Source organism: Pseudomonas sp. IT-P44 (assembly GCF_949768225.1).
GTDB classification, from domain to species: domain Bacteria; phylum Pseudomonadota; class Gammaproteobacteria; order Pseudomonadales; family Pseudomonadaceae; genus Aquipseudomonas; species Aquipseudomonas migulae.
Genome location: NZ_CATKQM010000006.1, coordinates 39685 through 60619, shown reverse-complemented (window position 1 = coordinate 60619; position 20935 = coordinate 39685). Strand labels below are relative to the sequence as shown.

At 58.0% G+C, this 20935-nt stretch carries 13 protein-coding genes; 10 read left to right on the top strand and 3 right to left on the bottom strand.

Going from position 1 to position 20935, the window contains the following annotated elements:
- Positions 1 to 15 precede the first annotated feature (15 nt).
- The 3 genes from ACM6IO_RS02605 (at position 16) to ACM6IO_RS02595 (ending at position 2364) form a co-directional block, all read left to right on the top strand.
- On the top strand, positions 16 to 330 hold the full coding sequence (locus tag ACM6IO_RS02605; protein WP_008034289.1) for a hypothetical protein: 315 nt from the start codon (positions 16 to 18) through the stop codon (positions 328 to 330).
- 229 nt (positions 331 to 559) lie between these two features.
- Entirely contained in the window at positions 560 to 1159 is a 600-nt protein-coding gene (locus tag ACM6IO_RS02600) for an FMN-dependent NADH-azoreductase (protein ID WP_008034287.1), read from the top strand.
- A 335-nt stretch (positions 1160 to 1494) separates the two neighbouring features.
- On the top strand, positions 1495 to 2364 hold the full coding sequence (locus tag ACM6IO_RS02595) for a carboxylate/amino acid/amine transporter (RefSeq protein WP_223481451.1): 870 nt from the start codon (positions 1495 to 1497) through the stop codon (positions 2362 to 2364).
- 97 nt (positions 2365 to 2461) lie between these two features.
- Here ACM6IO_RS02595 and ACM6IO_RS02590 read toward each other — a convergent pair whose 3' ends face one another.
- Positions 2462 to 3349, bottom strand: a complete 888-nt coding sequence (locus tag ACM6IO_RS02590) for a LysR substrate-binding domain-containing protein (protein ID WP_414910856.1) — start codon at positions 3347 to 3349, stop codon at positions 2462 to 2464.
- Between the two features lie 159 nt (positions 3350 to 3508).
- On the opposite strand from ACM6IO_RS02590, the gene ACM6IO_RS02585 reads away from it, so the two are divergent.
- Positions 3509 to 4153 carry a hydrolase gene (locus ACM6IO_RS02585; protein ID WP_008040938.1) on the top strand — a complete coding sequence of 215 codons (645 nt, stop codon included), beginning with the start codon at positions 3509 to 3511 and terminating at the stop codon, positions 4151 to 4153.
- 132 nt (positions 4154 to 4285) lie between these two features.
- On the opposite strand, the gene ACM6IO_RS02580 is transcribed toward ACM6IO_RS02585, so the two are convergent.
- Positions 4286 to 5584, bottom strand: a complete 1299-nt coding sequence (locus ACM6IO_RS02580) for a mechanosensitive ion channel family protein (protein WP_008034280.1) — start codon at positions 5582 to 5584, stop codon at positions 4286 to 4288.
- 193 nt (positions 5585 to 5777) lie between these two features.
- Here ACM6IO_RS02580 and ACM6IO_RS02575 point away from each other — a divergent pair, with 193 nt between their 5' ends.
- Positions 5778 to 7124, top strand: coding sequence for a DEAD/DEAH box helicase (locus ACM6IO_RS02575; protein WP_008034278.1), 1347 nt, complete (start codon positions 5778 to 5780; stop codon positions 7122 to 7124).
- 152 nt (positions 7125 to 7276) lie between these two features.
- Here the strand turns inward: ACM6IO_RS02575 and ACM6IO_RS02570 are convergent, their stop codons facing one another.
- The gene (locus ACM6IO_RS02570; RefSeq protein WP_253405724.1) at positions 7277 to 7552 is read right to left on the bottom strand and encodes a hypothetical protein; all 276 of its coding nucleotides are present in this window, start codon (positions 7550 to 7552) and stop codon (positions 7277 to 7279) included.
- Between the two features lie 292 nt (positions 7553 to 7844).
- Between ACM6IO_RS02570 and ACM6IO_RS02565 the strand changes: the two genes are divergently transcribed.
- The 5 genes from ACM6IO_RS02565 (at position 7845) to ACM6IO_RS02545 (ending at position 20879) form a co-directional block, all read left to right on the top strand.
- Positions 7845 to 9551, top strand: coding sequence for a ShlB/FhaC/HecB family hemolysin secretion/activation protein (locus tag ACM6IO_RS02565; protein ID WP_414910855.1), 1707 nt, complete (start codon positions 7845 to 7847; stop codon positions 9549 to 9551).
- 24 nt (positions 9552 to 9575) lie between these two features.
- The gene (locus ACM6IO_RS02560) at positions 9576 to 18482 is read left to right on the top strand and encodes a hemagglutinin repeat-containing protein (protein ID WP_414910854.1); all 8907 of its coding nucleotides are present in this window, start codon (positions 9576 to 9578) and stop codon (positions 18480 to 18482) included.
- A gap of 10 nt (positions 18483 to 18492) precedes the next feature.
- Positions 18493 to 18729, top strand: coding sequence for a hypothetical protein (locus ACM6IO_RS02555; RefSeq protein ID WP_207286305.1), 237 nt, complete (start codon positions 18493 to 18495; stop codon positions 18727 to 18729).
- A gap of 1149 nt (positions 18730 to 19878) precedes the next feature.
- A complete protein-coding gene (locus ACM6IO_RS02550; RefSeq protein WP_207286306.1) occupies positions 19879 to 20238 on the top strand; it encodes a DUF6124 family protein in 360 nt (119 codons plus the stop codon).
- A 53-nt stretch (positions 20239 to 20291) separates the two neighbouring features.
- Positions 20292 to 20879, top strand: a complete 588-nt coding sequence (locus ACM6IO_RS02545) for a hemagglutinin repeat-containing protein (RefSeq protein ID WP_414910853.1) — start codon at positions 20292 to 20294, stop codon at positions 20877 to 20879.
- The last annotated feature ends 56 nt before the right edge of the window (positions 20880 to 20935 follow it).

The window sequence follows — 20935 nt, the reverse complement described above, 5'->3', positions numbered from 1 at the left end:
ATTGGAGACTGCCGAATGAAAAAATTCTGTTGTGTGGTGCTGGCGATGTTGCCGTTGACTGCGTTTGCCTACCCGATCGACGTACAAAAACAGCTGAACGGCATGGACATCGACTACAACGCGTATGACACGGATACCGACATCGCCTCCATACAGGTCAACAACTTCGGCAGCACCGATGCAGTCTGTAAGGTGGTTTTCAATAACGGTCCGGAAGCGCCGCGCACCCGCAATATCGAAGTGGCGGCCGGCAAGCACAAAAATGCCACTGCCAAGTTCAACCGGACCATCATCAAGATGCGCATCAACCTGACCTGCACCCCGAAATAACACCGAGATCCTGTGGGAGCGGGCTTGCTCGCGAAAGCGGTGTATCAGTCGACATATTGGTTGAATGACACACCGCTTTCGCGAGCAAGCCCGCTCCCACAGGTCATGCTCAGCTTATAAACGAATTTATTGATGGGTTATAGCAGTTATTTGCGCTTTTTCATCGATATGACTCTGTTTAACCTTCACTCCATCGACTTACAGCATTCTCAGATGGAGGCTACATCCCATGTCCCGCGTTCTGATCATCGAAAGCAGCGCCCGTCAGCAAGACTCGGTTTCGCGTCAACTGACCCAGACCTTCATCAGCCAGTGGAAAACCGCTCACCCGAACGACCAGATCACCGTCCGTGACCTGGCTGTCAATCCGGTGCCGCACCTGGACATCAACCTGCTGGGCGGCTGGATGAAACCCGCCGAGCAGCGCAACGACATCGAACAGGCTTCCCTGGAGCGCTCCAACCAGTTGACTGATGAATTGCTGGCCGCCGACGTATTGGTCATGGCCGCACCGATGTACAACTTCGCGATCCCCAGCACGCTGAAAGCCTGGCTCGACCACGTGCTGCGAGCCGGTGTGACCTTCAAATACACCGACACCGGCCCGCAAGGCCTGCTCAGCGGCAAACGCGCTTACGTGCTGACCGCTCGCGGCGGGATCTACGCCGGTAGCACCGCGGATCATCAGGAACCGTACCTGCGTCAGGTCATGGGTTTCATCGGAATCCACGATGTGACCTTCATCCACGCAGAAGGCATGAACCTGGGCGGTGACTTCCAGGAGAAGGGCCTGAACCAGGCCAACGCCAAGCTTTCCCAAGTGGCCTGAGGCTTTAATCGCCAGATAATCGCTGGATGGTCTAGTGACCTGGCGCAACCCTTCAAGCCTGTACGCGCATCGACCTCCCTTTGCACTTGTTGCTCCTGAGTGCTGTAGCCCGATTGAACGCTTTAGCGAGATCGGGCTTTTTTTTGCCTGCGATTTAGTGGTTTGCCACAAACCTGTAGGAGCGAAGCTTGCTCGCGAAGACGGTGTCACAGTCAACAGAGATAGCGGCTGACACACCGTCTTCGCGAGCAAGCTTCGCTCCTACAGGGATCTGTGTGTTCTCGCGATCATCGGCAAAACCCGCTATCGTCGCCGCCATTCAAAACGAGGCGAGCATGGGCTATCTACTTTTTGTCACGCTGATCCAGGCGTTTTCCTTCAGTCTGATCGGCGAATACCTGGCCGGTCATGTCGACAGTTACTTCGCGGTGCTGGTGCGCGTGCTGCTGGCGGGGCTGGTGTTTATACCGTTGACGCGCTGGCGCTCGGTGGAGCCTGCGTTCATGCGCGGCATGCTGCTGATCGGTGCGTTGCAGTTCGGCGTGACTTACGTCTGCCTGTACCTGAGCTTCCGGGTGCTGACGGTGCCGGAAGTGTTGCTGTTCACCATCCTCACACCGCTGCATGTGACGCTGATCGAAGACGCGCTGAACCGACGCTTCAACCCATGGGCCCTGGTCGCGGCGCTGGTGGCGGTGCTCGGCGCGGCGGTGATTCGCTACGACCGGATCAACCCGGATTTCTTCATGGGGTTCCTGCTGCTGCAACTGGCCAACTTCACCTACGCCGCCGGGCAGGTGCTTTATAAGCATCTGGTGGCGCGTCATCCAAGCGATCTGCCGCATTACCGGCGCTTCGGTTATTTCTATCTCGGCGCATTGGCGGTGGCGTTGCCGGCGTTTCTGTTGTTCGGCAAACAGAACTTCCTGCCCGAAGCACCGCTGCAATGGGGCGTGCTGGTGTTCCTCGGCCTGGTCTCGACCGCGCTGGGGTTGTACTGGTGGAACAAGGGCGCGTGCCTGGTGAATGGCGGGACGCTGGCGGTGATGAACAATCTGCATGTGCCGGTGGGGTTGCTGATCAATCTGCTGATCTGGAATCAGCATGAAGAGCTGGGGCGGTTGTTCTTTGGCGGGTCGGTGATTTTGATGGCGGTGTGGATCAGCCGGTTGGGCATCAGACCCACCGCAATCCGCTCTTCGTAGGAGCGAGGCTTGCCCGCGAACGGGGCCTGCCAGGCAACATTGATGTCGGCTGAGGCATCGCCTTCGCGGGCAAGCCTCGCTCCTACAAAGTTTTGTGTTATTTCTCTGCCAGTTGCGCCACCAGAAATTCGATGAACGTCCGGGTCTTCTGCGGCACCCGGCGTGCCGATGGATAGACCGCGTTAATCGTGATCGCAGGCGCCTGCCATTCACACATCACCGGCACCAACCGGCCAGCCGCCAGCGCATCCTCGACAATGAAATTGGGCAACAGCGCGATGCCCATGCCGGCCTCGGCTGCCTGGGCAAGCAAGTCGCCATTGTTGGCGTGCAGCGGGCCTGTGACGTTGACCCGTTGGGTTTCCTTGCCGTTGCACAGCTGCAAACTCACGCCACTTTGCAAATACCCGTAGTTCAAACATTGATGGGTGCGCAGATCCTGCGGCGTCTGCGGAGTGCCTGCGCGTTCGAGATACGCAGGTGAAGCGACCATGATTCGCGGGGCCGGCGCCAGTTGCCGGGCAATCATCGTCGAGTCCGGCATGCTGGCGATACGGATGGTCACGTCGAAACCACCGCGCACCGGGTCAACCTGCTGATCGCTGAGCACCAGTTGCAGCTCTATGTTCGGGTGTTGTTCATGAAACAGCGGAATCAGCGGCCCCAGTCGACGCAACCCGAAGGACATCGGCGCATTGACCCGCAGCACCCCGCGTAACTCGCCGATGCCGTTACGGGCACGCTGTTCGGCCTCGTCCAGCGAGGCCAGTACTTCCCGCGCCGCGTCGAAATACTCCGCGCCAGCCTCGGTCAGGTGCAGGCTGCGCGTGGTGCGCTGCAGCAGTTGCACACCGATGGCTTCCTCCAGCGCCTGAATCTGTTTGCTGACTTTTGATCGCGGCACATCCATTGCCCGTGCAGCGGCGGCGAAGCCGTTCTCGCCGACCGTGACGACGAACGCGCGCATGCATTCGATGCGATCCATGATTGTCCCTATTTTAGAATCAATGATTCTCGATTTTAGGTAATTGTCCCTTTCCTTGCTAGCCCCTAAAGTGACATCCAAGCCGACGACAAAGCCTCTGGAAGCCGCGTCGACTAACCCATTACTGATTTGAATTATCGACATCAAAAGGAACGCGCCATGTCTATTCGTGAACTGCTCAACCCAACCAACTCCGCCCTGATCCTGATCGACCACCAGCCGCAAATGGCGTTCGGCGTGCAGTCGATCGATCGTCAGACCCTGAAGAACAACACCGTCGGCCTGGCCAAGGCCGCCAAGATCTTCAACGTGCCGACGATCTACACCTCGGTGGAAACCGAAAGCTTCAGCGGCTTCATCTGGCCGGAGTTGCTGGCTGTTCACCCAGAGCAGAAGCCGATCGAGCGCACCTCGATGAACTCCTGGGAAGACAAGGCGCTGGTTGACGCGGTGAAAGCCACCGGCCGCAAGAAGCTGATCATTGCTGCGCTCTGGACTGAAGTCTGCCTGACCTTCCCGGCGCTGGAAGCCCTGGCTGAAGGCTACGAGGTGTACATCGTGACCGACGCGTCTGGCGGCACCACCAAAGAAGCTCACGACATGTCAGTGCAGCGGATGATTCAGGCAGGCGCGGTGCCGGTCACCTGGCAACAAGTGCTGCTGGAATACCAGCGTGACTGGGCACACAAAGACACTTACGAGGCGGTAATGGAACTGGTACTGGAACACAGCGGCGCGTATGGCATGGGTGTGGATTACGCCTACACCATGGTGCACAAGGCGCCGCAGCGTCAGGTCAAGTAACCCCGGTGTTGCTAAATCAACTCTGCAACCTGTAGGAGCGAGGCTTGCCCGCGAAGGCGGTGTGTCTGTCGACATCAATGTTGCCTGACACACCGCCTTCGCGGGCAAGCCTCGCTCCTACAGAGGCGGTGTTTACATGATGTGTTTTTCGGGTTCGGGGATGTGGCTTGCGCCTAGCATCGCCGGGAGCAACCCGGCCCGCAGATCCCCGCCACTCGGCTGCTGATAAAGGCTCAAGCCAAACTCCGGCAGCACCGCCAGCAGATAATCGAAAATATCCCCCTGAATCCGCTCGTAATCCGCCCACGCCGTAGTGCGGGTGAAGCAGTAGATTTCCAGCGGAATCCCCTGCGCCGTGGTCTGCATCTGCCGCACCATGCAGGTCATGTTCGGCTGGACCTCCGGGTGACTCTTCAAATACGCCAGCGCGTAGGCGCGGAAGGTCCCGATGTTGGTCATCCGCCGACGGTTGGCCGACATTGCCGCGACGTTGCCCTGAGCCTCGTTCCAGGCCTTGAGTTCCGCCTGTTTGCGGCTGATGTAGTCGGTCAGCAGGTGCACCTGGGACAGCTTTTGCTCTTCGTCATCACGGATGAATCGCACGCCGCTGGCGTCGATGAACAGGCTGCGCTTGATCCGTCGTCCGCCGGACTGCTGCATGCCGCGCCAGTTCTTGAACGACTCGGACATCAGGCGCCAGGTCGGAATCGAAACGATGGTCTTGTCGAAGTTCTGCACCTTGACCGTGTGCAGCGTGATGTCCACCACATCGCCATCGGCGCCGACTTGCGGCATCTCGATCCAGTCGCCGACCCGCAGCATGTCGTTGCTGGTCAACTGCACGCTGGCGACAAACGACAATAGGGTGTCCTTGTAGACCAACAGAATCACCGCCGACATGGCGCCCAGACCCGACAGCAGCAACAGCGGCGAGCGGTCGATCAACGTGGCGACGATGATGATCGCGCCAAATACGTACAACACCATTTTCGCCAGTTGCACGTAGCCTTTGATCGAGCGGGTGCGGGCGTGTTCGGTGCGGGCGTAGATGTCCAGCAACGCATTGAGCAGGGCGCTGATCGCCAGCACCAGGAACAGAATGGTGAAGGCCAGTGCGACGTTGCCGAGGAAAATCAGGCTGGTTTTGCCCAGCTCCGGCACCAGGTGCAGGCCGAACTGGATCACCAGCGACGGCGTCATCTGCGCCAGGCGATGAAACACCTTGTTCTGGCGAAAGTCGTTGACCCAGTGCAACGCGGGTTGGCGGCCGAGCATTTTGGTCGCGTGCAGGATCAGGTAACGCGCCACTCGTCCGAGGGTCAGCGCCACCACCAGCAACAGAAGCAGCCCGAGGCCGGAATGCAGGAGCGGATGCTGATCGAGAGCACCCCAGATGTCTTGGACGTTGAGCCAGAGCTGTTTGATATCCATGGGTAAAACCGTTTCTTCTATTGTCCGTGTCGGACCGATTAGAGCATTTAAGACGCTTTGCATGACGTTTAAGGACAAAAGAGGCAACAAAAAAGCCACTGTTTACGGTCGATTGCATAAAGAAACTCGGCCTTCGCGCTCGAAACCGTTACCCTATGCAGCTGTTTTTTTGTATTTCTTCGAGGTAGCACCCGTGTTTTCCCAATTCGCCCTGCACGAACGCCTGCTCAAAGCCGTGGCCGAGCTTAAATTTGTCGAGCCAACGCCTGTGCAAGCAGCGGCTATTCCGCTGGCGCTCCAAGGGCGTGACCTGCGGGTGACAGCGCAAACCGGTAGCGGTAAAACCGCTGCTTTCGTTTTGCCGATCCTCAACCGTCTGATCGGCCCGGCGAAAATCCGCGTCAGCATCAAGACCCTGATCCTGCTGCCGACTCGCGAGCTGGCCCAGCAGACCATCAAGGAAGTCGAGCGCTTTGCGCAATTTACTTTCATCAAATCCGGCCTGATCACCGGCGGTGAAGACTTCAAGGTCCAGGCCGCCATGCTGCGCAAGGTGCCGGACATCCTGATCGGTACGCCGGGCCGGATGATCGAGCAACTGAACGCCGGCAACCTCGACCTGAAAGAAGTCGAAGTGCTGGTGCTCGACGAAGCCGACCGCATGCTGGACATGGGCTTTGCCGAAGACGTGCAGCGTCTGGTGGACGAGTGCACCAATCGCCAGCAGACCATGCTGTTCTCCGCCACCACTGGCGGTTCGGGCCTGCGCGAGATGGTTGCCAAGGTTCTGAACAACCCGGAACACCTGCAGCTGAACAACGTCAGCGACCTGAATGCGACCACTCGTCAGCAGATCATCACCGCTGACCACAACCAGCACAAAGAGCAGATCGTGAACTGGCTGCTGGCCAACGAGACCTATCAGAAGGCCATCGTGTTCACCAACACCCGGGCCATGGCCGACCGTATCTACGGCCGCCTGGTGGCGCAGGAATACAAAGCGTTCGTGCTGCACGGTGACAAGGACCAGAAAGACCGCAAGCTGGCGATCGATCGCCTGAAGCAAGGCGGCGTGAAAATCCTCGTGGCCACCGACGTTGCCGCTCGCGGCCTGGACGTTGACGGCCTGGACCTGGTGATCAACTTCGACATGCCGCGCAGCGGCGACGAATACGTTCACCGCATCGGTCGCACCGGTCGTGCCGGCAACGATGGCCTGGCCATCTCGCTGATCTGCCACGGCGACTGGAACCTGATGTCGAGCATCGAGCGCTACCTCAAGCAGAGCTTCGAGCGCCGCACCATCAAGGAAGTCAAAGGCACCTACGGCGGACCGAAAAAGGTCAAGGCATCGGGCAAAGCGGTTGGCGTGAAGAAGAAAAAGGTCGACGCCAAGGGCGAGAAGAAGAAAACCGGCGCCAAGGCACCGACCAAACGCAAAATCGCCAACCGCCCGAAGACCGACGCCCTGTCGCTGGTCAGCAAGGACGGCATGGCCCCGCTCAAGCGCCGCAAGCCGGAAGCCCCGGCTGCTGAATAAAGCGCCGTAGCGATCCCATAAAAAAACCGGACAAATGTCCGGTTTTTTTACGCCCGCAAATTGGAATGCAATCCCTTGTAGGAGCCGGCTTGCTGGCGATTCTCCCTGACACACCGCGTTGAGGCGATCGCCAGCAAGCCGGCTCCTACAGGTCAGCTTTCAGCTTTTTTATCCGCCGTTTCCAACTCCTTCATTCGCTGATCGATCAACTGGCACTTGTCCGGCAGATCCGCGCTGGCCGTGCCCAAATCCATTTTCTGCAGCTCATCGTTGATCTCCTTGGCCTTCTTCGGATTCTGCTCGGTGAGCTTGGCCACTTCCTTGGCCAGTTGTTCGCGTTTGGCGGTGGCCTCCTCGGGTGTGCAAGCCCAGGCGGGGAGGGCGCAAGCGAGGGTGGCGGCGAGGGTGAGTTTCAGCAAGGTTTTCATGGAATGGGCCTCGGTTCCGTTTTGGGCGGTTAATCGGTTGAGGCCACTCGGGACCTTAAAGTTCCGCTTGCTGCACACGGTGGAAACAGCGCCTGGGAATCGTCCTGTTGCCCTTGGTTTTTCTTCCGGCATGCGTTCAGAGGTTTCCTGCCGTTTCCCGGATTGGTCTGCTTCAGGCGATAGCGCTCATCGGTTTGCGTTTCCTGGCAGGATGAATAATTGACGTCAGGATAGTGGCCATCTAACATCGCGCCACTATTTTGCTATTACGCCCTAATTCGAGGGATCGAACATGTCTCTGCCCGCCCTCGTGGCGAGGTTGTGCCTGGCTTTGCTGTGCCTTTCTCCACTGAATCTCGCTCATGCCGCGCCCACTCCCGGTGAAACCGACCTCATCCGTGAACGCCAGGATCGTCTGCTCGAAGAGCAGCGTCGGCGCCTCGAAGAGCTTAAAGAGTTGCCCGGCAAGGAAGTGAAACCGGTCCAGCCCTCGGCACCTGCCGACAGCCGTTGCTTCCCTATCCAGGACATCGAACTCAAAGGCACCGACAGCCTTTCTGCCGGTGAACGCGAACGCTTGCTCAAGCCCTACATCGGCCAATGCCTGGGCGTCTCTCAGCTCAACGAATTGCTCAAGGTCATCACCACTCGCTACATCGAAAAAGGCCTGGTGACCAGCCGCGCTTACTTGCCGCAGCAGGACTTGTCCGGTGGGCATTTAAAAGTCTTGGTCGTTGAAGGGCGGCTTGAAGGTCTGAAAGGTGCGCAGGGCAGCCAACTCTCGGACCGCGAACTGGCCATGGCTTTTCCGGGCCAGAGTGGCGGATTGGTCAATCTGCGTGAAATTGAACAGATGGTTGATCAGCTCAACCGCTTGCCGTCGAATCAGGCGCAGATGGAATTGACCCCGGGCCAGAACGTCGGCGGCAGCGAAATCCTGGTCAAGAACACACCGCAAAAGCCTTGGCGCGTCGGGTTGTCGCGCAGCAACGACGGTCAGCGCAGCACCGGCGAGCAGCAGTGGCGCACGACGCTGGACTGGGACAGTCCGCTGGGGCTGGCCGATCAGTTGATGCTGCGCGGCGGTGGCGATGTGATGACCGATCACCAGCACACATCCAACAACGCAACGCTGTATTACAGCCTGCCGTGGGGCTGGTGGGACTTCAGTTACACCTACACCCAGAACGAGTACCGCACGCAGCTTGTCGCCAACGATTACCCCTTTAAGCTGACCGGCGACACCGAAAACCATCAGCTGCGGGCCGAGCGGGTGATTCACCGCGATGCCATGAGCAAGACCTCACTCAGCGCCGGCCTCTCTTATTTGCGCACCAACAACTTCATTGAAGACAGCAAGCTCAAGTTCAGCAGCAACCGGATTACCGAGTCGCAGTTCGGCATCAATCACGGTCGGCGCGTCGGCAGCGCGTTCGTCAACCTCGACCTGGGTATGCAGGAAGGCATCGGCGCACTCGATGCTCAGGGCAATGACCATCCCGCCCCCGGCGAGCCGGATGCGCGTTACCGCAAATACATGGCCGTCGCGTCCTACCTGCAACCGTTCAAGGTGTGGGGCGAGTCGTTCAGTTTCACCAGCCTGATGACCGGCCAGCGCAGTGAAGACGTGTTGTTCAGTTCGCAACGCACCAGCCTCGGCGGGCAATCGTCGATTCGTGGCTACAAGGACCAATCCTTGTCGGGCGACAGTGGCGGTTACTGGCGCAACGATCTGCGCTGGACCCGTCCAGTGAGCGCCGAATGGCTGCGCCCGGTGTTCGCTGAATACGGCACTAGCCTCGGTTACGACCAGGGCGTGATCCGCGGCAATCGTTTCAATGACGATCAGCACGGGCGCATGTCCAGCAACTCGGTGGAGCTGTTTGCACGCGGTCAGCATGTCGCCGCCAGCGTGACCTTCGCCCACTCCCTGGAACGCCCGGACACCCTGACCGAGCGTGAAGCGCCGATCTATTTCCGCGTGGATTTCTTCCTTTAATTTCGCTGCATCGAGACCTTCCACATGGACGTTCGCCAGTACGCTTTCCTCGCTCGCCAGTCTTCTGCCGTGGTGAAAACCCGCGAGCACTTCTGGGGCATGCCCAAGCGCGGATTGGCGTTCCTGCTGGCCAACGTCATGTTCTGGCAACCGATGTGGGCACAGGCCGACGGCATTGTGGTCGCTACGCCGGGCACTACGCTGGACAATGCCGGCAACGGCATGCAAATCGTCAACATCGCCACGCCCAATGGCAGCGGTCTGTCGCATAACCAGTTCCATGATTACAACGTCAGCGCCCAAGGGCTGATTCTCAACAACGGCTCGGCGCAGACTTCGCTCACGCAAATGGGCGGCATCATCATCGGTAACCCGAACCTGAAAAACAGCGGTTCGGCGCAGACGATCCTCAACGAAGTCATCGGCGGCAGCCCCAGCCAGTTGCGCGGTTACACCGAAGTGGCGGGGCAGTCGGCACACGTCATTGTCGCCAACCCCTATGGCATCACCTGCAACGGCTGCGGCTTCATCAACACCCCGCGCGTGACCTTGACCACCGGCAAACCGGTGCTTGATGGCGCGGGTCGCGTCGATCACTTCCAGGTCGATCAAGGCAGCATTGCCATTGAAGGTGCCGGGCTCAACGCGAGCAACATCGATCAGTTCGACCTCATCACCCGCTCGGCGACGATCAACGCCAACCTCTACGCGAAAAAACTCAACGTCATTACCGGGCGCAACAACGTTGACGCCACCAGCCTGTCGGCCAAGCCACTGGCGGCGGATGGTTCCACAGCGCCAATGCTGGCAATCGACAGCAGCGCGCTCGGCGGCATGTACGCCGGTGCGATCAAACTGGTGGGCACCGAGCAGGGCGTGGGCGTCAAACTCGGCGGGGAGATGGCGACCAGTGCCGGTGATCTCAACCTCGACGTCAATGGCAAGCTGACACTGGCGACCACCGGCGCCAGCGGCGCGCTCACGGTCAAGGCGCAAAGTGTGCAAGCGGATGGCCCGCTGTACGCCGGCGGCAACCTGAACGTCACGGCCAGTGAAGACCTGTTCAATCAGAAGAGCATCGCTGCAGGCGGCAACGTGATGCTGGCCAGTAACGGCCAACTGACCAACCTCGGCATCATCGAAGCCGGGATCAATGCCGACAACACCCACAACCTGACGGGCGACGTGCAGATCAACGCCAAAAACCTGCGCAACGCGGGCCAGGTCATTGCTGCGCGCAAGCTCACCGCCAACGTCGAAAAAGACTTCGATAATCGCAAGGGGCTGATGAGCGCGAACGCGGCGCTCGCAAAAGTGACGGTCGGCGGACGGCTCGACAACACCGAAGGCACCCTTCAGGCAAAGACTGATCTGGTGGTCAGCGGCGCAACGGTCATCAACCAGAACGGTGCGATGCTCGGCAAGGCGGTCACCGTTACCGCCACCCACCTCGACAACAGCCAGCAGGGCCGCGTAGTGGCGGACAGCGGCGCGCTGACCGTGACGGTGGATCAAGCCGTCAACAACCAGCAGGGACGGCTGCAAGCCACCGCCGGTGATGTTGCACTCAAAGCCGGCAGCGTCGACAACCGCGCAGGTGTCGTAGTCGGGCAAAAAGTGGCAGTGACCACCACGTCAGGCAATCTGGACAATCGCGCCGGGCAAGTGCTTGGCAACCGTCTGGAGGTCGACGCCAAAACCGCCGTTGATAACCGTGACAGCGGCCAACTGCTCGCGGGCAGCGACGGCTTGAAACTGAAAGCCAAAGGGCTACAGAACCAACAAGGCAACATCACCGCCGGTGGCAGCCACGCTGAACTCGATTTGGGTCAGGGCCGTCTGGACAACCAGTCGGGCACCCTCAGCGCGAGCAGCGTCAGCCTGACCGCGGGTGACGTCAATAACAGTGGCGGCAGCCTTGTCAGCCTGGCAGGCAACCTGCAATTGACGGTGGATCGTCTGATCAACCAGGGTGGCTTGATCGAATCCAGCCAGAAGTTGCAGCTCGATGGGCAGAGCCTGGACAACAGTGCCGGGGGCCGACTTCTGGCGCACTTCGGTGATTTGAGTCGAATCGCCCTGCAAAACGAACTGGATAACCGTGGCGGACACATCGCCATCGGCAGCGACAACTTCGTCCTGCAGGCCGGCACCTTGCGCAACGGCGCCGGGCAGATCGAACACGCGGCCACCGGTCAGTTCAGCGTGAACACCGCCAGCCTGTTCAGCGCCCAGGGGCGCTTGGTCGGTCTCGGCAGTGGCGACTGGAAAATCACAAACGTCGACGGTATCGGCCTTTGGCATGTCAACGGTGCGCTGGATATCAGCGGCCTGCAAAGCATCGCCCTGCAAGCCGGTGACCGCATTGCCAGCGCCAGTAGCCTGAGCCTGGATGCGGTCAGCCTGAGCAATGCCGGCGAGTTGCTCAGCGACGGCGACCTCACCCTCAAGCTGTCCGGCAACCTGACGAACCAAGGGCTGATTTCGACCCAGCAGGCGTTGAAAATCAAAGCGGTCAACGTGACCCAGAACGACGGCCGAATCGCCAGTGCCGGCGACGGCGAACTGGTCCTGAGCGGCACGCTCGACAACCTCGGCCGGTTGACCTCCAGCGCCAATCTGAGCGTCGTCGCCGACCGCATCGACAACGGCGGCACCCTTGGCGCCCAACAGCTACTCACCCTCAGCGCTACCCGAGACATCAACAACCGGGCGGACAGCCTGATCTTCAGCGGCGCCGACATGACCTTGCGCGCCGACAGCCTGCTCAACCGCTACGCCGACTTCTACAGCAAAGGAAAACTCAGCTTCGCGGCCCGTGATGGCGGCAAGGCCAGCCAGTTGATCAACCGCTCCGGCAGCATCGAAAGCGGCAGTGACATCGACATCAAGGTGCGCGAGCTGACCAACGAAAAGGCCGAATTCGAAGCCACCCAAAGCATCGCCAGCCGCCGCATCGTGATCAACTGCACCGATTGCAGCGGCGGTACTCACTCCGGCTATTACATCGTCCGCACCCTTTACGAAGGCAGCATTCTCAAGGACTCCCCGGCGTCGCGACTGCTGGCTAACCAGGACCTGCTGCTAGACGCGGTCACCGTCACCAACGGCCAGAGCCTGCTGGCCGCCAACCGCCACACGACCATCACGGCCAGCAATTTTTATAACCGTGGCTTCACCCTCGACAATCGCGAAGAGAACATCAACTACTTCCTCGACGGCGTCAGCAAGAGTGCCTACCGGGTCACCGAGGCCGCGACCAACGCCTGGAACGCCAACTACGCCGGGCAGCCACTCGCCAGTCAAGCGCCGATTCCGATCGAGGTGACGAAATACCCGATCGAGAACATCACCAACACCATCATGCCCGGCAACAACACGACCCATGTCGGCACCGTGCAGGCCGGTGGGGCGCTGAAACTGAACGTCAGCGGTGAGCTGGTCAACGGCAGCCTCACCAACCAGGGGAACGCCCAACTCATCGGCGCCACCCTCGACAGCCAGGCCTTTGGCGCCGGTGGCCAGCAAATAATCCTCGCCAGCCCGGTGGGCAGCCCGGGCCCGTTGAAGGACGTCAAACGCATTGAAACCGTCGCTGTCGACGGCAGCGTAAAAGTCAGCTTTGTCCCGGTCGATTTTACCGGCGCAGCCTTCGTCGGCATCGACCCGACCTCGCTCCCGAGTTTCCGCCTGCCTCAAGGCAGTTACGGCCTGTTCACCCAGAGCCGCAACCCGGCCAACAAATACCTGATCGAAACCAACCCCTCGTTCGTCGACCTCTCGAAGTTCATGAGCTCGGACTACTTGATCGGCAAGCTGGGCTACGACCCCGACCAGGCCGCGCGCCGACTGGGCGACGGCCGCTACGAAACGCGACTGATTGCCGACGCCGTGCGCGCCCAGACCGGCCAGCGCTTCCTCGCCGACGGCCTGAGCAGCGACTACGAGCAATTCCAGTACCTGATGGACAACGCCATCAGCAGCAAAAACGCCCTGAACCTGAGCGTCGGCGTCATGCTGACCTCGCAGCAGGTGGCCGCCCTGACCCACGACATCGTCTGGATGGAAGAACGGGTCATCAACGGCGAAACCGTGCTGGTGCCGGTGCTGTACCTGGCCAAAGTCGACTCGCGAAATCTGCGCGGCGGCAGCCTGATTCAAGGGCGCAACGTAGAGATAATCACCGGCGGTGATCTGAAAAACGTCGGGACTTTGCGCGCCAGTGAAGACCTCAGCGCCTTGAGCGGCGGCAGCATCTTGCAGGGCGGCCTGGCGCAGGCCAACGCCAACCTGACCCTGCTGGCACAAGACAGCATCCGCAACGCCATGGCCGGGGAAATCCGCGCCGACAAGGTCAACCTCACCAGCCTCAAAGGCGACATCGTCAACGACCGCACCGCCACGGCATTCAACATCGGCGCCGGCAGCGCCACGCAACTCGATGCCGGCAGCAGCATCAGCGCCGGTTCAAAACTGACCATCAACGCGGCGAACAACCTGACCAGCAAAGGCCAGATCAGCAGCGGCGGCGATGCCACGTTGACCGCCGGCAACGACATCAACCTGCTCGCAGTGGAAGACCGCACCGTCACCCGCGAAGCCCTGCGTCGCGGCCTGCGCACCGAAGAAACCCTCACCCAGTTGGGCTCCAGCGTAACCGCAGCGGGCAACCTGACCCTGCACGCCGGCCGCGACCTCAACGCCGTCGCCAGCAAGGCCAGTGCCGGAAAGGACCTGAACGCCAGCGCCGACGGCGACATCAACCTGATCTCGGCCGAGGACGAACACAACCTTGAGAGCCGCTACAAGAAGGGCAACAAAAAGGTTCATGAGATCGATGACCAGACTCGTCAGGTAGCCAGCGAGTTTAGTGCGGGGGGGAATCTGTCCGTTAAGGCCGCAGGGGATGTAACGCTGTTGGCCAGTAACTTGAGTGCCGGGAATGAGGCCTATCTGGCCGCCGGGAAGGATTTGCTGATTAGGGCAGCACAGGACGAAGACTACCGCTTCTTCAACCAGACCAAGAAAACCTCGTCGAGCAAAAAGAGCCTGCTTGAAGAGATTTTCAGCACGACCAGCGTCGGGAGTTCGGTGACGGCTCAGGGCAAAACCGTGTTACTCGCCGGCAACAACCTGCTGGTCGAAGGCAGCAATGTCATCTCCGAGAAAAGTGGCGTCAGCCTGGTTGCCGGCAATGATGTGAAGATTGTGGCTGCCACTGATTCAACCAGCATGCGTCATGAAAGCAGCTCAAGCAAAAGCAGTTGGGGCGGTTTTAAGTCGAGCAAGGTCAAGGATCAGGTTTCCGAGACGCAAACCAATGCTGTCGGCAGCATGATCTCGGGTAATACCGTGGATGTTGCCGCCAAGCGCGACGCCATAATTACCGGCTCATCCCTGGTCAGTACCCAGGATCTGACCGTACAGGCCGGGCGCGACCTGACAATCAATGCAGCAGAAAACACCTTTACCCGTGATGAACGCCATAAGGAAAAGAATCGCGATCTGACCGGTGTACTGACGGGCAATAAGCTCGGCGTCGATGACATTACCGGCAACCAGCACCTGTCGGTCAGCAGTCAGAATCACACCGGCAAGTCTGCGCAAACCACGCTGACGGGGAGCACCATCGGCTCCAGCGAGGGCAATGTCAGCCTCACCAGTGGTCGCGAACTGAGCGTGATTGCCAGCGACCTCGTCAGCACCAAGAACATGAGCCTGATCGGGGCCAAGGTGACCATCGCTGCCGGCATGGAAAGCGCGAGTCAGAGCAGTACCGACAAGTCGAGCAGTTTAGCGGTAGGCCGGGTCATAGGCGGCATGGTCCTCGATACGGTCAATACGATTCGCAGTTCAGTAAAAGCGGCCAACAGCGCAGACGATCCGCGACTCAAAGCGGTGAAGCTGGCTCAGGCGGTAATGGCGCTCAACGATCTGGGAAGCATGGCCGGTGATACCGAAAATGCGGGTTCGGACTATGCAAACAAACAGGGGAGTGCCAGTAACGGATCTCTGATCAAGATCGGCACCGAACTGGCAAACACCCACAGCAAAAGCACCAGCGAGTACGCCAGTCGGACTGCCAAGCAAAGCACGATCAATGCTGGCAAAAGCTTGTTGATCATCGCCGATGGCGGCGTGCCGGGAACGGCGGGTGATATTCATGTTATAGGCAGCAGCTTGAAGGCCGCCGATACCGTATTGCTGGCGAAAGACAACATCATTCTGGAGAGCGCACAGAACACCGCCGACTGGGCTAACAACAACAGCAACAACAAAACCGCCATCGGTGCCAGCTTCAACCTGGGTGAGCAGAATGGATTTACCCTCGACCTGGGCGCTTCCATCGCCAAGAGCATGGGCACCGGCAGCTCGGTCACCCAAGTCAACACCACGCTGGAGACCGGCACTCTTTCACTGCACAGCGGGCAGGACACCACCCTGGCTGGCGCGCAAATCCGTGCCGACAGCATCAAAGCGTTAGTTGACGGCAACCTCAACATTACCTCGCGCCAGGACACCGAGAGCCAGAAAAACAAACAAGGCAGTACCGGTTTCGGCGCCAGTATTTGTATTCCACCCTTCTGTTATGGCTCAACGGTAGCGGCGTCTGTAAACCTCGCTGCGAGCAACATGAACAGCGACTACAAGGCTGTGACAGACCAGAGCGGTTTGTTCGCCGGGAAGGGCGGTTACGACATCACTGTCGGTAAAAACACCGCCCTTCAAGGTGCGGTGATTGCCAGTGAGGCCTCGGCAGACAAGAACCTGCTCAGCACCGATCGCTTGTTCGTCAGCGACATCAAAAACACCAGCGAGATCAGCGCCCAATCGGCAGGCCTTACGGTGTCCTATGGCAGCTATGCCGGTTCGAGCCTGGGCGGTAGCGTTCCGCTGTCACTGAAAGATTCGGAGCACAGCAGCACCCGCAGTGCGGTCAGCGAAGGCACCATCATCGTGCGCAACGCTGAAGGCGCGAATGATCTGGTTGGATTGAATCGCGATACTGAAAACGCCAATCAGGCGCTGGACAAGCCTGATGAAAAAGCCATGCAGGAGCGCATAGAACTTGTCCAGAGCACGGTTAAGCTCGCGCAAAACATCATCGACAAAATGGCCAACGCCCAGCAGCAAGCGGCGTTGGACAAAGCCAATTCGGCGCCGACCGAAAAGGAGCGCGATGCCGCGCGTGATGATTACGATAGCTGGGGTGTGGGAGGCGATAAACGCTTTATGGCGGACATCGCTGCGGGCTTGATTGCGGCAGGCATGGGGAGTGTGGGGGGGGCGACGACGGTAGGTTTGGTCGCTAATACCACGGCGGCAGATACCTACAAAAAGATAGGTGACTATGCCGATCAACAATTAGCGGATGCGATACACAGAGAAGACAAAAACCTACAAGCGGCATGGGTCGAAGGTGGCTCAGCACGTGTCTTGTTGCACAGCTTGGCGGGCGCAGTACAAGGCTTGTCCAGTGGCACGGTCGCGAATGGAGCCCTGAGCGCGGGCGCGTCGGCGGCAATTATGCCTGCGTTGGACAAGGTGCTGAAAAGTTACGACATTGGACTGGCAAGCCGAGATGCGTTTGGCACTTTGATCGCCGCAGGATTGGGGGCAGCAGCCGGAGGTGGTGGTTCGATTGCGCAGATGAGCGGTGCTGCAATTGCTTCCAATGTTGAGCGGTACAACCGTCAGATACACCCTATAGAAATTCCGTGGATTAAGGCGCAAGCGGAAGCATTGGCCAAGGACGCTGGTATCACAGAAGCCGAGGCTGAGAAACGATTGGCCAGAGCGTTGGTGTACTACACCGATGCCGGCTGGCGTAAGGTCATTGACTCCAAATCGTCGGTACCCGATGACATCACCCTCAAGCATTTAGGCGCTGCATTAGCGCCGTTGGCGGATAGTTATGATGTCATTGCAACGGTCAACGGTTTTCCCGTGCCCGGAGACAAAAAGAGCTACACGCCAGAAGAAACCGTTCGTCTGCTTCAAAATTACGCCGTTACTCATCCAGAGGCGTATGCGAATAACCGTCTTAACGGCGAGTATCTGAATCCAAACTTCAATTTCTTTCCGACAACTGAGGACTATCGTAACCAGGATTTTTATAACAAAAATCTGAATTTCCGTGACGGTATCGGCGGTTTCCTTGCCGGTTCAATCACAGGGTTGCCGAAAGGGTATTGGGACGCCGCTGCGGGAGCTGCCTCCAATTTCTGGGCGCTGGGCGGTAGCCTTTTTAACCAGCCCGCGGACACGATGAGTCAGGTCGCCAACGGTCTATTGTTCTCGATGGCAAGCCCCGATAGGCTGTTCAACAGCTACCGTGATAACAAGAATGACGTAGAAATACTGTCCTATCTGTATCAGTTGCAGGGCGACACTTCTGCTAGCGCGGCGGTTCGAGCTAAATATGATGCGGAAATGGCAATTAATCTGTTGCCGGCGGGGCGGATTGGTAAGCTGGGTGAGGTTGGTGCGGAGGCGAACTGGTTAAATGCTACTGGTGCAGATAGGAGCGGCAAGGCATATACCACTGGCGCTCGCGAAATCTCAGTCGAGGAATATCTGAAGCGCGAACAATGGGCGGGAGATCAATACGAAAATATCCGGGCTTCTACTACGGATGTTTCCGATATTGCTAAGAGTTTAGGTGTTCCAGAGTTTCAAGTTGAAAAGGTAAAGGAGCATCTGTTCTTCAATGATCATATAATGCGTGATGGAAGTGTAGGGCGTTTTGATCCTGATGCAGGTATCGCTGACGCATGGTCTAGATTCCAAAATGGAACCTACAAGGCAGAAGACGTCCAGTTGTTTAAACATGAGTATTTTGAAGCTAGATTTGAAGGCATTTTTAAAGTTGACTATGGTGTTTCGCATGACAAAACACAGATTCGGTACCCGAGTCCACTAGGAAACTGAGAGAGGTTGTATGGCATTTTATATTGAAATGGATAAAGTTGCAGAAACTGAAGAGTATGTTGAATACACGTTCGGTAGGGGTCTTGAGATTGGAGTAATCCGGCTTGGGAAGAAGGATGGAACCATTCATGTGTTGAAAGAGTGCCCTCTCGATATGAAAGGAGAATGGTCTCAAAGAGCTGCTATGAAGCTAATTCGTCTTATGAGAAGTGGTGATTTTCCCGAGAGAACTCAGTGGGCTTCTTGACGAAAGAATGAATGGAAGAGGACGTGTTTTTGCTATGCGTAGATAACGGGTACAGACCACATTTTTGAGAGGTGAAGGGGGCAGGCGACATGTCCTGAGGTATATTTTGATTATGCTGAAATGATAGGGGATGAAATTACGCTCAGTCCCAAGGCGCAGGAATAATTACTATAAAAGGTCGCTATGCATCTCCGGAAGGGTCTTTGCTTGGAACTGGCAGCGTTAATAATATAAATCAAAGTTTTTCTTTTGGATTTTTAGCAGCTAGGGATGGGTTGAAGGAGTTTTTAAAGGGGGGTGAAAACTCGACGATCTCTTTTAAAAAGGATGAAAAGTATAGAGGGCTTAGGACGGGGGTGCGTTTATGAGGCTGCTAAAGAGGGGTGAGTCCTGTTTTCGATTAATCTGCAATATGGACAGATAGATGTGCATGTAGAAGGTTTCTCCTTTATGGAGAGTGACGTTGAGTGCAAAATATTGTTTGCCGATATTTCTAGTATTCATAGCCACTTGGATGTGGAGTCTTTTTCGAATGCAGTCGTTCAGGGTACTTGGATTTTTACGTTTCGTTAGATGTAGAGTTTGGGTTGTTTCACTCGTCGTTATCTATACCATTCTTGACGTACTCTAATGTTATGAATATTTTGGTTGGGCTTGGGGAGGACTGGATGAAGCAGGTCTCTTCTAGTGATTAGTTGCGCCAGCTGAGTGGTATATGAGGGGGCGCCATAGGTGGATCATTCAAGTTCGAAAAACGTCGTGGGTTTTGTGCGTTATCTCGCTCTTCCATTTGGTCGTGAAATGATGCTTGTTTAAAAGTGCTCAGCGTTACGTCCTGAAAGCTACAAGACCTTGCGCCGTTGCCTACGGTTACGCCAGAATCCGCCGGCTTGTGTGCCTTGACCCTGAACTCTATTGTTTCCCTGCCACTGCCCATCAGTGGTCGGGTTTAGTAGCTCGTGGTGTTTTCAGTTAGGTGTTCAAGCTCTGTCAGGCAGGTAGTTCCCTACCTATCCTTGATGGTGGCTGTGCGCAGGGCGCTTCGGCGCGCCGGTAAATGCTGATACTCCCCGGTCTACTAACCTGTGCACAGCCGCCACCCTTCTTTTAGTAGAGAAGTATTGGCGGCTCCTTCAGGAGTATCAGCAAATGATAAAGCCTACACCGAATCCGCCAGATACCGATCCGGCATCCCCGTACGAACCCGATTCAAACAAACTCAACGAGGCCGCCGAGCGGGCTCTCGATTATCACTTTCCGTCGGCTGCCGACATCAAAGCTACCCCGCGTACACCCAGCACCCTATTTACTGTGGATCCAGAGGTCACGACCGAAACCCTGGCGGTTTTTTTGGTTGAGACGCTGGCCTCGGTCGATGTGATGGTCCATCACTTGGTGGACCTTCTCGATGGTGGAGCGCGTAATGCCCTGCTGGGCATCTCCAACAGCATCATGCTGGCGGAGATCACGGCTAATCGGATGTTGGATCAGATAGACCCAACTGAGTAGGTCCGGGCCACTGTGGCAAGGGGACCGCCCCTTGCCACAGAAACGATCTTCTTTTGAATGGTTCGATTACTGCAATTGAAGTAATTGGAGGCAGGGAGCGTCGTTCGCACCCTTTACGAGACCGCACCGCCACGACCTTCAACATCGGCGCCGGCAGCGCCACGCAGGTCGATGCCGGCAGCAGCATCAGCGCCGGTTCAAAACTGACCATCAACGCCGCGAACAACCTGACCAGCAAAGGCCAGATCAGCAGCGGCGGCGATGCCACGTTGACCGCCGGCAACGACATCAACCTGCTCGCAGTGGAGGACCGCACCGTCACCCGCGACGCCCTGCGTCGCGGCATGCGCACCGAAGAAACCCTCACCCAGTTGGGCTCCAGCGTAACCGCCGCGGGCAACCTGACCCTGCACGCCGGTCGCGACCTCAACGCCGTCGCCAGCAAGGCCAGTGCCGGAAAGGACTTGAACGCCAGCGCCGACGGAGACATCAACCTGATCTCGGCCGAGGACGAACACAACCTTGAGAGCCGCTACAAGAAGGGCAACAAAAAGATTCATGAGATCGATGACCAGACTCGTCAGGTAGCCAGCGAGTTTAGTGCGGGGGGAATCTGTCGGTCAAAGCCGCAGGGGATGTAACGCTGCGGGCCAGTAACCTGACAGCAGGCGACGAGGCCTACGTTTACGCCGGCAAC

Bases quoted from the DNA above. Each gene is read 5' to 3' on its own strand.
- ACM6IO_RS02595 (WP_223481451.1), top strand. From the start codon at position 1,495: ATGGGCTATCTACTTTTTGTCACGCTGATCCAGGCGTTTTCCTTCAGT.
- ACM6IO_RS02600 (WP_008034287.1), top strand. From the start codon at position 560: ATGTCCCGCGTTCTGATCATCGAAAGCAGCGCCCGTCAGCAAGACTCG.
- ACM6IO_RS02565 (WP_414910855.1), top strand. From the start codon at position 7,845: ATGTCTCTGCCCGCCCTCGTGGCGAGGTTGTGCCTGGCTTTGCTGTGC.
- ACM6IO_RS02570 (WP_253405724.1), bottom strand. From the start codon at position 7,552: ATGAAAACCTTGCTGAAACTCACCCTCGCCGCCACCCTCGCTTGCGCC.
- ACM6IO_RS02605 (WP_008034289.1), top strand. From the start codon at position 16: ATGAAAAAATTCTGTTGTGTGGTGCTGGCGATGTTGCCGTTGACTGCG.
- ACM6IO_RS02590 (WP_414910856.1), bottom strand. From the start codon at position 3,349: ATGGATCGCATCGAATGCATGCGCGCGTTCGTCGTCACGGTCGGCGAG.
- ACM6IO_RS02585 (WP_008040938.1), top strand. From the start codon at position 3,509: ATGTCTATTCGTGAACTGCTCAACCCAACCAACTCCGCCCTGATCCTG.
- ACM6IO_RS02580 (WP_008034280.1), bottom strand. From the start codon at position 5,584: ATGGATATCAAACAGCTCTGGCTCAACGTCCAAGACATCTGGGGTGCT.
- ACM6IO_RS02550 (WP_207286306.1), top strand. From the start codon at position 19,879: ATGATAAAGCCTACACCGAATCCGCCAGATACCGATCCGGCATCCCCG.
- ACM6IO_RS02560 (WP_414910854.1), top strand. From the start codon at position 9,576: ATGGACGTTCGCCAGTACGCTTTCCTCGCTCGCCAGTCTTCTGCCGTG.
- ACM6IO_RS02555 (WP_207286305.1), top strand. From the start codon at position 18,493: ATGGCATTTTATATTGAAATGGATAAAGTTGCAGAAACTGAAGAGTAT.